Genomic DNA, 15,133 nt, shown 5'->3' on the forward strand with positions numbered 1-15,133 from the left:
TGCTAGCGTTCTGACGGCCAACGTTTGCGAACCGCGGCCGGCCGACGCGGCCCGCTATGAAGCGGCGAGAGAGAGAGGGGGCTCGGGACACAATGATTGATCGTGCTTGTGCAGGGGGCACCATGACGCCCGATCAAGGCTGCCGCCGGCCACGCGTTTCGTCGCAACTGTTGGCAACGACCGCCTTGAGCTCGATTGTCGCTTTCGCCGCGGCAATGCCGAGCTTAGCGCAAGACGTCTTCTATGCTTGCGGCACGACCAACGGCCAGAATTGCGTCATCGGCATCCAGCCGCCGACGGCCGGCCACACTGGCACCAGCAACGCGGACTTCACGACAAGCTTTCCGACAACGGCCACCTACGTCGGCACGGGTTGGACTGGCCTCGACCGCAACGCGGGCATCGACATCTACAACGTCGGGGGCGCAGGCGGTGCAGCCCAGAGCGACGGCGCCTCCGGCGGCCATGGCGGCTATGGCGGCGGCGTCCACAACATCACGGTCGGCCAGGGTATTGCCGTGACCGGGGTCGTTGGCGGCGACGCGCTGGTGTCGTTTCTGAGCCAGGGCGGCACTGGCGGCGCCGGCTCCCACGGCGGTGCGCTGGGCGGCAATGCCGGTAACCCCGGGGTCGGCGGCGACGCTGGCGAGGTCACCATTCCCAGCTTCTCCGGAACGGTCGCGACGAGCCAGGGGGATATCTCGACCGTCGTCGGCCTGCGGGCCTGGAGCATGGGAGGGAGCGGCGGACCGGGCCAAGACGGCGGCTATGGTCATTATGCGTCGAATGGAGCCAACGGCGGCAATGCGTCGGACGTCGTCCTGACGCTCGGCGGCAATGTCACGGGCGCACAATGGGGCGTGCAGGCAGCCAGCTCAGGCGGCGTCGGGAGCAATGGGGCAAACGACATCACCGGTGCGCTTCAGATCATGGGCGGCGACGCCGGCTACGGCGGCAATGCGGGCAATGTCAGCCTGACTCTGGCGAGCGGTGCCACGATCACGGCGGGGGCCGGCTATGGCCTGCTGGTGGTATCTTCGGGCGGCAATGGCGGTGACGGGGGCAATGCTTACAAGTGCAGCCCGACCAACCCCAAAGACTGCGGTACAGCCGACAGCGGCCAGGGTGGCAATGGCGGCGACGGCGGCACTGCCGGGACCATAACGGCCACCATCAACGGCTCGATCTCAGTCACCGCTGGCATCGGCATCATGGCCAGATCCGCCGGTGGCGACGGCGGGGCCGGTGGCACGGCGAACGGGTTCACCGGCGGCGGAGGCGCCGGTGGCACGGCTCAAGACGGTAATGCGGTCACGATCGCCGGCAGCGGTGGGTCGATTTCAACAGCAGCCGCGGATGCGATCGCCGTCCTGGCACAGTCGCTCGGCGGCGGTGGAGGCGGCGGCGGCTCAGATAGCGGCGGCGGCTTCGCCGTGGGCGGCGACGGGAACAGCGGAGCCAACGGTTCGACGGTGTCGGTCACGCTGAACAACGCGATCCGGACCTACGGTGATCGGTCCGGTGGCATTGCGGCGCAATCGATTGGCGGGGGCGGCGGCACCGGCGGCTCGGCCACCGGCAGCACGGCCATCGTCAATTATCTGGTCGGTGGCTCGGGCGCGGGCGCGGGCGGCGGGGGCACCGTGCTGGGTGGCAATTCGGGCACCATCCAGACCGGCGGCCAGCATTCGTCCGGCATGTTGTACCAGAGCATCGGCGGTGGCGGTGGCGCCGGCGGCTCGGCCATCGGCTTCACCACCTCGGTCCTGTGGGGATCGGCCGTCACCGTCGGTGGCTCCGGTGGCGGTGGGGGCAACGGTGGCCCGGTCGGGGATTCAGCTTCCAACCGCATCGTCAACGGCGGCACGATCTTCACCACGGGGGCCGACTCGTACGGCTTGGTCGGCCAGTCGATCGGCGGCGGCGGCGGTGTCGGCGGAGCCTCGGTCGCCCAAGCCTATACGATCGCCGTGGACTCCGATGAGGATCCGCCGCTCCTCAACATCTCCTTGAGCGCCAGCATCGGCGGGTCGGGCGGCAACGGCGGACAAGCCGGCAACGTCGGCATCGGCAACGGCGGGTTGATCGCGGTCGGCGGTGCCGGCGCATCGGGCCTCGTTGCGCAGAGCATCTCGGGCGGCGGTGGTGCCGGCGGCGATTCCACGGCGAGCTCGACGGTCAATGGACAGGGCTATTCGATCAATACGGCGTTGTCGATCGGCGGCAGTGGCGGCGTCTCCTCCGCCGCGGGGACGGCGGATGCCGAAAACACAGGGTTGATCATCGCCACGGGCGAAAGCGGCATGGGTCTGCTCGCGCAAGCGGTTGGCGGCGGCGGTGGTGCCGGTGGCAGCGGTGACGGCAACGCCGTAGTCAAAGGCGGCAGCACCAGCAGCAGTTCCTCCATCTCGCTCGGCGGCACGGCTGGCTCCGGCGGCGACGGCGGGACGGCGTACGTCAGCAATGCCGGTGGCATCCTGACCCTCGGCGATGCCGGCTACGGCATGTTGGCTCAGTCGATCGGCGGTGGCGGTGGGGCTGGCGGCGGCGCTGCGGCGACCCAGTCGGGCGGCACCTTGGGCCTTGCGGTCAATACCGGCGGCAGCGGCGCGGGCGGCGGCCGCGGCGGTAACGTCACTGCGACCAACAGCGGCTCGATCGTCACCTTCGGCGCCGACGCAACGGCCATCTACGCGCAATCGATCGGCGGTGGTGGGGGCGCCGGCGGCAAGGCGGGAAGCTCACTCGGGGGCAAGACGACTGACAATGCCGGAGGCAACGGCAATGCCGCGACCGGCCTCCAGAATGGACTCAACCTCGGCCTGGGCGCCCTCGTGGATCAGAACGGCAACGTCAACGCCAACGCCGCCGCGCAGGTCGCCGGAAAGACCGACATCAACAGCCTGATCAGCATGGCCAACGCGCTGATCGGCAGCGGACGCGCATCGACCGGAAACGCGGCAAACGACCTGAATAGCCTGTCGGAGGACGGCGGTGGCGCCAGCGACGGCAGCAGCATCGGCATGTTCAAGCTCAAAGTGGCCGTCGGCGGCTATGGCGGCAGTGGTGGCGATGCCGTCGGCACCGTGACCGTCACCAACAGCGGCAGCATCGGCACTGTCGGCCAGATGTCGGATGGCATCTGGGCGCAATCGATCGGCGGCGGGGGCGGCTCGGCGGGAGCTGCCTCAGCCTCCACCGGCGGCCTCGATCCGTCGTCCTCCTTCGGCGTCGGCGGGGCTGGGGGGAGTGGCGGCAGCGGCGGTGTCGTCAACGTGTCCAACACCGGCGGCAGCATCACGACGACCGGCGGGCTCGCCAACGGCATCGTCGCCCAGTCGATCGGTGGCGGTGGCGGCAAGGGCGGCCTCTCCGGCGCGAAGACCGGCCTGCTGGGTGTCGCGATCGCAGTCGGCGGCGACGGCGGTGCCGCCGGCACCGGCAACACCGTGACGGTCGACAACGGCGGCGGCGCCATCCTGACGCAGAGCCACCGCTCGATCGGCATCGTGGCGCAGTCGATCGGCGGCGGCGGTGGCTTCGTCAAGACGCTGTCGACCGACACCAACACCGGCGGCGGGGCCGACCTCACCGGCGACACCTACCAGATCGGGCTCACCTTCGGCGGCTCGGTCGGCACCTGCAGGTCGCAGGGGTGCGCTGACGGCGGCGCAGTGAACGTCTTCAACGGCAGCACAGGCGGAACAGCGAGCGCACAGCCCGGCAGCATCGTCACGGCCGGACGCGACGCCCACGGCATCGTCGCGCAGTCGATCGGCGGCGGCGGCGGCCTCATGATGGGCGGCACGCCGACCGGGACCTCGTTCTTCGGCTCCGGATGGTCCGTCGGCAACGGCGGCCCCGTCACCGTCGAGACGCTGGGCAGCATCGCGACGAGCGGAGATGGGGCAATCGGCATTCTCGCACAGAGCATCGGCGGCGGCGGCGGCTTCGGCGGCGATACAGCGGGGGCCTCCAACCTCGTCGCGTTTGCCGGCAACGGCCTGCGCATCGGCAACGGCGGCCCGGTCACGGTCACCGTGGACCAGGGCGGATCGGTGGTGACGAGCGGCGTCAACGCCCCGGCGATCTTCGCCCAGAGCGTCGGTGGCGGCGGCGGTCGCGTCACCACCGCGGCGGGCGCCGTCAACGGCTGGTCGGGAGCGACAGGCGTCGGTATCGGCGGCGCGGTCACGGTCAACGTCAACGGCACCGTGGCCGCAAGCGGAAGCGGTTCGCATGGCATCTATGCCGAGAGTACTGGGCCCAACGGCGCTGGCACGGCGGTCACGATCAATGTCGGCTCGACGACCAACACCACCGCGTCCGTCAGCGGCGGGTCGGGCAGCGCCGCCGGCATCTTCATCAATGGGGGGGCTTGGGGCTCGATCACCAACTACGGGACGATCTCGGCGGCCAGCGGCATCAGCGTCGCGAACGCCGTCGGCACCGTCGACGTGGAGAACTACGGCACGATCACCGGCGGCACCTCGCTCACCCCTGGGAGCGTCGTGCACAACTACAACTCAGGCACGCTCATCACCACGCAGGCGGTCAATCTCGGCGGCAGCGGCCGGTTCATCAACGACGGCAAGCTCGTCGTCGGCGATGTCGGCCGGACCGCGACGGTGCAACTCGACGGCAAGCTCACGCAGACGGGGACAGGGACCCTGGTGCTCGACGTCGACCATGTGGGCCGCACCGCCGACCTGCTGCACGTCACTCAGGCCGCCGTGATCGACGGCACCATCAAGGTCAACCCGCTGAGCCTGAGCAAGACGCCGGCGACGGTGCTGCAGGCGGACGGCGGACTGACGCTGGGTCCGAGCCTTGGCGCCAGCCCGCAGCTCGCCGGCAGCCATCTGTTCAGCTATGCGGCGAGCGTCGTCGGCTCGACCCTCCAGGTGGCGGCAAAGCCGCACCTGCAGGACGACAACGCCGTTCTTGGCGTGTCCCAGCAGGCGGCGGCGAACTATCTGCAGCGGGTCTGGGATACGGACGACGCCGGCCGCATGAGCGGCGCGTTCCTCAAGCTCGCCAATGCGGTGGGCGATACGGCGAGCTACGCCGGCGTGCTCGGTGGGTTGGCCGGCACCGCAGCCACGCGGGTCGGCGCGCTGCAGCCGCAGGCGAGCGTGGACTTCGTCGCCAACATGAACAACTGCCCGACGCTCGAGGGGCAGGGACCGGCTTGGCGCGAGCGCGATTGCGTGTGGGGCCGGGCGGGTGCGAGCCGCGCCAGCGTGGCCTCATCCGGCGGGCTCGCCGGCTTCGGCCAGAACCGTGCGGTGCTTCAGGTCGGCGGCCAGAAGGAGATTGCCGACGGCTGGTTCCTCGGCGGCTCGTTGGCCTACGGGTCGACCACGCAGTCGGCGGGCGGCGCCATCACCGACCTCGACGGCAACACAGGCGCCGCCGGCCTCGTGTTGAAGCGTGAGTGGGATCGCTGGCAGTTCGCGGTAGCGGTGGACGGCGGCTTCGGCCGCTACGACAGCTCGCGCTACCTCGGCGTCAACGGCGCGGCGGACATCACCAGCGCATCGTTCGGCGCGCAGTACGCCGGTCTGCATGGCCGCGTGGCCTATGCACTGCCGTTCGGCGATTGGTACCTCAAGCCCTCCATCGATGCTCACGCCATCTACGGCCATACTGACGGCTACACGGAGGTCGGCACGGCCCTGAACATGCGCGTCAAGGGCGAGGGTGCCGTCCGCTTCATGGTCGCGCCGATGCTGGAGGCCGGCACCCGGATCGCTCTCGGCACGGGCTCGACAGTGCGCCTCTATGCAGCGGCAGGCGCGCTGCTGGCCAGCGACAACGGGTGGACCGCGGATGCGAGCTTCGTCAACGCGCCCATCGGCGCCGGCAGCTTCCGGACGCAGACGGTCCTGCCCAGGCAGATGGCTCTGGTCAATGTCGGCGCCCAGGTGATGGACAGCGGCCCCTGGAGCGCGAAGCTCGAATACACGGGGGCCTACGGCGACGGCTACGAGTCGAACGCCGGCGCGCTGAAGGTCGAATACCGATTCTGAGCGATGCGACGGTCGCACTTGCAGTTGAAATACTGATTGTGCGTGGTGCACAGAACGGGCGCGCGAGCCAGTGTGCTTTGTGCTTGGGTGCAATCGTCCGAGCTTGACGGAAGGGCAGTCGACCCGAATAAGTTATCAGTATCGCGCGCCAGTCGATATCTTCATCTAGTGGCGTGTAGCTCAGCTACAGCTGGGGCGGCCAAGATTGGGCATTCTAGCCGGGAGCGGAGCCATGGCGACGCGCGAGCGGATGGGTAGCAACAGCAGCGACCGGAACTCATCCGCCAATTGGTCCGACGGAGAGCTTACTGGGCCCGATGATGCTGTCGTGGGGCCCCCATCGACTATGCCGCCCGAAAGCTTGGCGGTTACAAGCGTTAGCCGCAGCAGCGCTTCGATGCACGCGCCGTCGCCTCGCATGTCGACGCCGACCCGATACCGCCGGACCGCGCGATTGCTGCACTGGACGATGGCGGTCATCGTGATAGGCATGGTGCCGCTGGGCATCGCGGTGAACTATCTGCCGTGGAATGCGTTCCAGGATTGGTTGTTCAACCTGCACAAGTCTCTGGGCATCGTGGTGCTGATGCTCATCGTGGTGCGGCTGGCCTTTCGATTGACGCACAAACCGCCGTCCTTGCCTTCATCGATCCCACGCTATCAACGGGTGCTGGCCGAAAGCGTTCACGCCGCTCTCTATGTCCTTCTGATCGCTATGCCGGTCATCGGGTGGGTCGGCACCAACGCGTATGGCGAGTCGATGAATGTCTTCTGGTCTGTCACCTTGCCGGCCGTCGTCGACAACAACCTGGCGCTGTCGGACGTGCTCTGGACAATGCACAACCTGTTCGGTCTGTCACTTGGAGGACTGATGGCAGTGCACGCCGGGGCTGCGTTGGCTCATCGTCTTGTCCTCAAGGATGAGGTGCTCGGCCGCATGTGGCCGCTGTGAGCGTCCCACGCAACGGTCGTTCAACACGTGACGCCCCGCGGCTTATTCATTCGGCAGCAGCGGAGCGATGATCGCCCACTCGGCCTCCGGTTTGCCATCGCCAATGCGGCCCACCGCAGCTGTGCTGGAACGTATAGACAGTTGCGCACCAATCGACGACAAACTTAATAATTATAATATTCACTCATGTACTGAAAATAGAATATCATATGATAGTATATACTGGTCCAGATGTTCTGAATTCTCTAGGGCTTGGCGCCGGATCATGCCGCGGGTCGCATGGCTCGCGCTCTAACTCCAGGCGGAAGGTGGAGCCGCCCGCCGCCCCTGGCTCGTAGCCGATCTTGGCCCGCATCGCCTGGGCAAGCGTGCGCACAATATAGAGCCCGAGGCCGGAGCCGCGATGGCCGTTCAGGGGCTGGCGGCGACCGCGGCGGAATTTCGTGAACAGCAGCGCGCGCTCGTCTTCGGGAATGCCGATGCCGTTGTCAGCGATCTCAATGAAAGGGCCATCAGCGATGCCGGCCCTCAATTCGACGCGCGAATCGGCGGGCGAGAACCGAATTGCATTGGAGACAAGATTGTCCAAGATCTGGTCCAGCATCTCGGCATCGACACGTGCGCTGACGGGGTGGCTCGGACAGCGCAGAACAAGCTCGACGCGATTGCGTTCAGCCATGGGTCCAGTCCGCTCGCGCAGATTCGCAAGCCGCTCGCGCAGATCGTGGGGCTGCAGCACTGGCTCCGTCGACTCCTCGGCCGCATGAGCCTCCAGCATTCGTCCGATCAGCTCCAGCATCGCATCGATGCTGCTGTTCGCTTCGATGAGGAGCCCTCGCATGGCTTGCGCAGAGATCGCTCGCCGGCTGGCGGCGAGGCCGAGCAGGTTGCGCAACCCGAAAAGTGGACTGCGCAGATCGTGCGCAGCGATTGCCATGAGCCCGTTGAGCTCCGCATTGCTCTCGACCAGCCGCTGGTTCTGCTCTGCGATCTGCCGTCGCTGCCGGAGCTCCACCTGTTGCATGCGATGCAGACTACGCCGTCCGAAGACACCTGCGATAATGCCAAGGCCGGTATTGAAGATGCCTACAGCCTTGTCGAACACCGTCGCATCGAGGCTGGAGACCCAAAGGACGTAGCAGGCGAACGTGGCTGCCCCGATGAGGGCGAACCGCCGCGGCGGAATGAAAAAGAAGGCTGCGGCAGCGAGAAAGACCATGGCATTGCCCACAGCGATCCGGCCGCCGACCGAGAGGAGATAGCCCGCCGCATGCGATGCGCACAGGGCAAAGATCACGAAGATCTCGGGAAGATACGGGAACGATATCGCGCCGCTCCACTGAGCCCGCCTCGCGACGACGACGAACACGCAGCCGGCGAGGACGACGAAGCTTGCAAGCGCGATCAGGAGCGTGCTCTGCCGGAAGATGGCGAACGTGCCCTCGATGGAGGCATTGAAGATCATGGCAACGGCCGCCAGCTCCGTGCGGCGCAAATTCAGCATCAAGTTGCGGTTCGGCGAGGCGAGGTCGTCCCCACCGAGGGGGTCCAGCAAATGCCGTAGCGCGGATCGGGCACTCATGGCCGGTGACGTTCCTCGACATAGCTGCGTGCAAAGGCCTCGAGATCCCGGTAGTTGTCAATCTTGAGCTTGATCTTCATCCGCTCGTAATAGGTGGCCACGGTCTTAGCAGACAGGTGGAGTGCATCTGCTATGTTGCGGCTCGACTGGCCTTGCCCGATCATGCGCAGAACTTGCAGCTCGCGATTGGATAGCTGGTCGATGCTGATCGATTGCGGATCGATGGAAGGCGTGGCGAACGCATCGGTGAGGCGCCTGCGCACGGCATCGCTTATATAGATCTCCTCCGCGGCGACGATGTCCAGCGCACGCGCTACCGCCTCCAACCCGTCGGACTTGGCGACATAGCCTCGCGCTCCGGCACGAATGCAGCGGCTCGCGAAGCGCCATTCGTTCTGGCTGGAGTAGACCAGCACCCGAGTGGCCGGCGCGCAGACGAGAATGTCCTGCAGCAGACCGATGTCGTCGCGGCCGCCGAGCACGAGATCGAGGATGACATAGTCGGGCTGCAGCCGCGCCGCTTGCTCTCGTGCGCCATCCGCGTCCAAAGCCTCGCCGCAGATCCAGAAGGACGGGGTGTCCTGCAACAAGAAGCGCAAGCCATAGAGAACGATCGGATGATCGTCCACGATGAGCGTTCGTCCGGCCGCCTCGGCCATTATGCAGCTCTCCCGCCGGGCTCGATGACCCAGAATCCGGGGGTCGTTCCGTCGCGCGGCAGTCTATCGGCGGAATCCTGGAAGTCCATTTTGTGGGGTGGCCGACAGAACATGCCAGGCGGCTGCTCCATGGCCGGCCGGCATCCCCGGCTGAGGTCGTTCCGCCTTCACGTTGGAACATTATGATGATCTGTTCCGATCCACCTGCGAATCGTGGCCGGAATTTCGCTTTGCCGCCCGCGGGGGGCTGACGATGAGGCGTTCGGCCACACGCGGTGGAGATCGTGGGCGACGGCCGCAATTGTCGCGATTGCCCTGATTCCCGGAACGAGTCCGCGGGCCATGGCCATTTCGTCGCGGTGGTCGGCGGCTTGGTATGTCTCATGCATCCCAGACGCTCATACGCGGCATCCAATTTGGGGGTACACATGGATCTGAGGCCACTTTCGCCGGCCGATTTCTGCTCGCCCGCCATCCTGCTGTCCGGGCCTGTCGATTATTCGATGTATCAGAGCTTCCGCGGGCAGCTCGACGGCGCCGCCTCGCGAGAGCTCGTAGTGGTTGAGCTATCGACCTTGGGCGGCGATCCCGAGGTCGCTCGGATGATGGGAGAAGACATACGGTTCCACAGCGACATGGGCACCGGACGTCGCTTCGTGTTTCTTGGCAAGGCGGCGATCTATTCTGCCGGCTGTACTTTCATGAGCTTCTTTGCGAAGCCCAACCGCTTTCTGACCCGTGGTACGCGCCTGATGATCCACGAGCGGAAGCTTTCCAAGCAACTCAACCTTGAGGGACCGCTGACGACGTGCGTTGCGAGCGTCAAGGCAGCTTTGCATGAGATCGAGAGCTCGATCACTATCCAGAATGAGGGTTTTGAGAATCTAGTCCGCGGTTCGAGAGTCACGATGGCGGAGGTCTTGGAGCGCACACCTTCGGACTGGTACTTGGAGGCGAGCGAAGCCCAAGAACTCGGCCTCATTGAAGGGGTGCTTTGATGCGTCAGGGCCCCCCGTCCCGCGTCCACGCTATTCGACAAGGAGCCTCGACCATGATGTGCCGCGCGCAGCAGGGCATAGATCTCGCGGGTGACGACGAGCGGCTCGCCGGTCAGCGGTACGTGTCGTCTGCCCACAGCGCTGCCGCGACGATCGGCGGCAGCTCTCGGGCGCGGGTATTGGAGGGGCTTCATGGGCGTCCTCCGGCAATTCCAGCCCTGAACGAGCTACAGGTCAGCCAGCTCGCGCAGCCCTTTGAAGCTGGCGTGCCGCCGCGCGCCATCGCTTGCCCTCGTTCTGGCGCCGTGCTGCGCTTCGATCCGCCGCTTCGGGCGCATCCGCACGGCGCTCTTCGTCCGCAAGGCGAGGGATTGGCGGCTTGAGCGAGCGCGGCATGATCAGCGGGCTAGTAGCAGCTTGGGTGGGCACCGGCCATCCTCAGTACGGATCGGGGGGGTCGCAAAGCCCTCCCGGCTCAATAAAGGCGGTCCTGGAAAGACTAGGTTGACTCATTTCCTTTAAGTTAATAAAGTTTCTTTCCATGCAACGTTCGGCCATCAGGGGGCTTGCCATGGGAAAAATCACTTTGCCGCCAGGAAAGAAGATTGCAGTCAATCTTGGTGTTGATTTCGACGCCCAATGTATTTGGCTGGGAAGTTTCAACTACCTGACGCCGTCATTCATGTCGCGCGGACAGTTCGGGGCGGAGGTCGGCGTTCCCCGGTTGCTAGAGATTTTCAAGAGAAAGGCTATTACGACCTCTTTCTACATACCAGGTCATACGGTCGATACTTTTCCCGAAATATCCAAGAAGGTAATGGATGACGGCCATGAAATTGGTCATCACGGCTACTACCACGAAAACCCCGCTGCAATTAAAAAAGATACCGAGACGCGACTAATGGACTTGGCCTTTGCTTCATACAAGAAGCATTTAGGCACTCGACCCACAGGCTACCGAGCGCCTTATTGGGAGTTTAGCGAAAGCACGCTAGATCTGGTCGAAGAGGCCGGCTTTTTCTACGACAGCAGCATGATGGCGCGGGATCTTACGCCGTATCGTATCCAGCGCTGGCAGGTGAATTGGGAGAAAGGAAATGTCGCCGGCTGTGCGAGCAAGGTGCTCGAAATTCCCATCAGCTGGTATCTTGATGACTTTCCCGCTCTTGCGAATATCGGAGGCGTGCAGGAAGGGCTAGCCGACACGGATGTTGTGTTTCGTCGCTGGCGTGACATTTTTGACTATGCCTACGAGCGCGTCGAGAGCCCAGTATACCCAATGGCCGTGCACCCGCAGATCATTGGTCAGGCGCATCACATCATGGCATATGAAAAGCTCATCGAGCACATGATGTCTAAGGAGGGGGTCTGGTTCGCCACATGTCAGCAGATCGCCGAGGCGTGGGTAGACGATGAGGATGACAAGCGTAAGATGGCACTCCCTGATGTTCGCGGCGTCGAGCAGGCGCCGGCGGACTCCCCGTTCGGACCAAAATCCGCGCGGGCCTAGGCGCTGTCGTCTCGCTGCGTAGCCGGCGGCCCGCTGATGGCTAACGTCGGAAGGGCTGCGCATTCCCGAAGCGTGTGCGCACCTCATTGCTACAATTGGGGCCAGAATTGACGCCTTTTCACCGGAGTCGAGGCCCAGGCGTCAAACGTGCGATCGTTGCACATTAGCTGGCGGATAGCGAACTCGCCGCCCCCGCATAGATTATCAACGCTGCGCCAGATCTATGCGCCCAGAGGATCGCAACCCGCGCGCGCACGAAAGGTGCGGTTCACCGCACGCTTATCTCGGATACCGATATCCGGCAAATCGAGAAGGACGAGTTTGAGAAGCGGCCGGGTGTGAAGTTGAGCGACGTCGGCCTGGTCAGGGACGGCACCCGAAAGCTTGTTGGCCTTGCGCGGCTGAAAGTCGCCGATCTCGATCAGGAGATCGCCAAATCTTGCGACGTCACGATGTCGGACGGCAAGTTAAGTACCTGTGGCGCTGCTAATGAAAGTGTCGTGGGCTCCGCTTCGCTAATCCAGCCTCCCAACTGGAGTTCGTACGACCGTCAGCCCCATCTGGCTCACGCCACCAGGGACCGGAACGAGGGCATCGGGCCTTCTGTGGCCGCGTGGATGCAGCGCTCTACGGCTACTAATCCCGGACACCCCGTCCTCGCTCGCGCGGCTTGGCGCCGCCTCATGGTACACCGACGGTAGCATATGATGGCTTCTGCACGTTTACCATGTTTGACATGATGGCTCGCATCTGCAATCGCCTATTGGCATGGATCAGTCGACAATGACGTCTCTCAGGCGGCGGCGTGGTGTGGCAGGAATCTCTTCAGCATAGCCGAGACGCAGCAAGACCTGAGGACTACCCCTACTCCCAAACAGTCGGGCGAGGCTCGTCCGGGCTTTCGTCCATTCTATCGGCGCGTTGAGATAGGATGCCGACACCCCTGCATGTGCTGCCAGAAGCAGGGACCGCTGAAGGGCTTGGCCTGCGCGGAGCCAATCCTCCAACGTGTCACTGCTTGTGCTCAGAAGTGCCAGAATCGGGGCCCCCTCCGCCAATGCACGCTGGCCTGCGGCCGCCTTATCTGCAGCGGTGAACATTCGTCCGGCGTTGGCTGCGCTTTGAATGAATAAATCGCTGTGAGAGCTGAGATGAGGCGTCTGCCCCGAAGCCCCGCCAGACAGACGCCAGCGCGCCTCGTCACTTGCATGAGCTTCGACCTGGCGGTCGTGCATCCAATTGGCTAGCTCCGTCCGAAATGCGGGGCTGTTGCGATGCGCCAGCTCAGCCTTAGCGATAAGCTGCGCCGCCTTCTGCTTCTTCGACTCACTCTCAAGGAAGGTGAGGACGCCGCCTTCCAGATTCGCTGCGGTAGCAAGCGCAGTGAGCAGATCTTTCCCTAGGCCGGACTGCTTGAAGGGGTTGCGGTTGGTGCGGCGCAACGGAATCGAATCTCGCAATTGCACATCCAGATCGGATGGCTGAACCGAGATATCGGCGTGCCTCACTCTCACGAGGACGCTGGAGTTTGCTCCCTCCGGCAGCACATCGATCTTTACACCGACGCCGCAACCTTGTGCCGCAACTTTGAAGTTGAGCAGGGCAGCCCCGCAGCTGATCGTTATCTCGCGACCATCGGGATCGACCACTGGCAATCGCCGCGCGTCGTCACGCATGAGAAGAACAGCATCTGCTTCTAGATGGAAACGCCAAGGTTGAACATTAAGGATCGAGGGGGCAAGAACTGCATAGTTCAGCAGAAATATGAATTTATTTGTTGCCGAACCGGAATTTGGAAAGTCGGCTGCCTTTACCTGCCACGGATCATCGAGCAAGAGCGATTTCTGTTGCGGCACGCTTTCCTCCTCAGCGCAGTCTCGAAGGTTGCAGACGTCGGCTGGACAGTACAGATGTAAAACTCACCACCCTCGACAAAAGTTCAACCCTTAGGCGCTTATCCAAATGGGGTTCGTCTCACGCGCAGGCGTCGGGACCGCGTCTTCATGCGCGGCCGCGCGGGGGCGGGGCAATCGGACGGATGGGAACAACCGACAATTTGCTATGGCTTGACCGGTCTTCGGCGCCGGCTGCGAAAGATACTGCCAGTGAGGTCCGGCTTCACGTCGAGTGGCGGGGGGGTGCGTCGCTCGGGGGAGACGGCTGTCCCAAGCAGGATCATATAGATGCTGGCCGCCACCACGATGGCCCTAGTCACGATCGCGACACAAGCCCATCTATCGCCCTGCGCCCCATCGGCGCCCCCAAACGGCCTACGCTTTTGCTCAAGCCTGACGCTTGCCCAGCAATCCCCGGAGCCTCAGACGCTCATCGACTAACCAGCGGTTTCATCGCTGACGTTGGGCTTAGGACGGCGAGGAACTGCATGATCGTCCCCATTCCGCCGCCAATACCGGCCACTTGGTAGTGGCGAAGGGGAAGGGCACTGCCAGTTTTGATCCCCGCCGCCTCGTGTCCGCTGCTTAAGATCGCTGGGAAGGTCATCGTGTGCACCGTATTCGCCAGGAGCGTCGTGGTTCCTGGAGCCAAGCCGTTCCGGGGCGGCCGACGAATATCGATGGACGCGGCCGCCTCGATCCGCTGTTCCTCGCCTCGGTCCGCGACTTCGATTAAGTCGTTCGTGAACAAATTCTAATGGATTGATGTCGCTGTCGTTTTGAGTGTGGGGAAGTTGTCGCATTTGCCGTGCAGCGCTTTGGTCCGCAGGGTTCAAAAAAATCACTGGACCGGTCTTGACCGCGATTTTTGTCCTTCCTAAATCGATCGCCGCCGAGGCCAAAAAGGCTTGGCGTATAAGAGCCGCCGCGTCATTCGGCGGCTCGTCGTACCCCATGTTGCTCATTGGAGGATGTGGTTATGCGAACCTTCGATATGACACCCTTCTATCGTTCGTCGATCGGCTTCGATCGCCTCTTCGACATGCTGGAAGCCGCCGCGCCCCGTGCCGATTGGCCGCCCTACAACATCGAGCGGACCGGCGAGGACGCCTACCGCATCTCAATGGCGGTCGCCGGTTTCAGCCAAGATGAGATCGAGCTTTCGCAGCACGGCAACGCGCTCCACGTGAGCGGGCAGCGTGCGCCCGAGGCCGGTCAGCGGCAATGGCTCCATCAGGGGATCGCCTCGCGCAGCTTTAAGCAGTCCTTCAGCTTGGCCGACCACGTGAGGGTCGTCGCGGCCCAACTGGAGAACGGCTTGCTATCGATCGACCTCGTTCGCGACGTGCCTGAGCAGCTGAAGCCGCGGCGCATCGATATCAAGAGCGCGCCGTCAGGCAGGGTGCTCCAGGACAACCGCGACGAGGCGCCACGCGAAGCGGAGCCTGCCAAGGCCGCGTAGCGGCAGCCCCAGCTTTCGAACCTGCGTTCCTTCGCCTCTCGGC

At 64.2% G+C, this 15,133-nt stretch carries 9 protein-coding genes; 6 read left to right on the forward strand and 3 right to left on the reverse strand.

All coding sequences use genetic code 11. The annotated features are described in order from the left end of the window. Positions 1–215: 215 nt before the first annotated feature. On the forward strand, positions 216–6,032 hold the full coding sequence (locus ACZ5PO_RS10115; protein ID WP_464192890.1) for a hypothetical protein: 5,817 nt from the start codon (positions 216–218) through the stop codon (positions 6,030–6,032). Between the two features lie 418 nt (positions 6,033–6,450). After that, the gene (locus tag ACZ5PO_RS10120) at positions 6,451–6,984 is read left to right on the forward strand and encodes a cytochrome b (RefSeq protein WP_464192892.1); all 534 of its coding nucleotides are present in this window, start codon (positions 6,451–6,453) and stop codon (positions 6,982–6,984) included. A gap of 205 nt (positions 6,985–7,189) precedes the next feature. On the opposite strand, the gene ACZ5PO_RS10125 is transcribed toward ACZ5PO_RS10120, so the two are convergent. Further along, positions 7,190–8,566 (reverse strand): sensor histidine kinase, encoded by a 1,377-nt coding sequence (locus tag ACZ5PO_RS10125; RefSeq protein ID WP_464192894.1) that lies wholly within the window; start codon positions 8,564–8,566, stop codon positions 7,190–7,192. Further along, positions 8,563–9,225 carry a LuxR C-terminal-related transcriptional regulator gene (locus tag ACZ5PO_RS10130; RefSeq protein ID WP_464192896.1) on the reverse strand — a complete coding sequence of 221 codons (663 nt, stop codon included), beginning with the start codon at positions 9,223–9,225 and terminating at the stop codon, positions 8,563–8,565. The genes ACZ5PO_RS10125 and ACZ5PO_RS10130 overlap by 4 nt, the downstream gene beginning before the upstream one ends. A 428-nt stretch (positions 9,226–9,653) precedes the next feature. Between ACZ5PO_RS10130 and ACZ5PO_RS10135 the strand changes: the two genes are divergently transcribed. The 3 genes from ACZ5PO_RS10135 (at position 9,654) to ACZ5PO_RS10145 (ending at position 11,733) form a co-directional block, all read left to right on the forward strand. After that, positions 9,654–10,223, forward strand: a complete 570-nt coding sequence (locus ACZ5PO_RS10135; RefSeq protein WP_464192899.1) for an ATP-dependent Clp protease proteolytic subunit — start codon at positions 9,654–9,656, stop codon at positions 10,221–10,223. 53 nt (positions 10,224–10,276) lie between these two features. After that, a complete protein-coding gene (locus ACZ5PO_RS10140) occupies positions 10,277–10,606 on the forward strand; it encodes a hypothetical protein (RefSeq protein ID WP_464192901.1) in 330 nt (109 codons plus the stop codon). A 188-nt stretch (positions 10,607–10,794) separates the two neighbouring features. Then, positions 10,795–11,733, forward strand: coding sequence for a polysaccharide deacetylase family protein (locus ACZ5PO_RS10145; RefSeq protein ID WP_464192904.1), 939 nt, complete (start codon positions 10,795–10,797; stop codon positions 11,731–11,733). Positions 11,734–12,506: 773 nt separating this feature from the next. Here ACZ5PO_RS10145 and ACZ5PO_RS10150 read toward each other — a convergent pair. Beyond that, positions 12,507–13,589 carry an Acg family FMN-binding oxidoreductase gene (locus tag ACZ5PO_RS10150; RefSeq protein ID WP_464192906.1) on the reverse strand — a complete coding sequence of 361 codons (1,083 nt, stop codon included), beginning with the start codon at positions 13,587–13,589 and terminating at the stop codon, positions 12,507–12,509. Positions 13,590–14,607: 1,018 nt separating this feature from the next. Between ACZ5PO_RS10150 and ACZ5PO_RS10155 the strand changes: the two genes are divergently transcribed. After that, positions 14,608–15,090 (forward strand): Hsp20 family protein, encoded by a 483-nt coding sequence (locus ACZ5PO_RS10155; protein WP_464192860.1) that lies wholly within the window; start codon positions 14,608–14,610, stop codon positions 15,088–15,090. The last annotated feature ends 43 nt before the right edge of the window (positions 15,091–15,133 follow it).

The sequence above is a fragment of the Chelatococcus sp. KU-N122 genome (assembly GCF_055391085.1).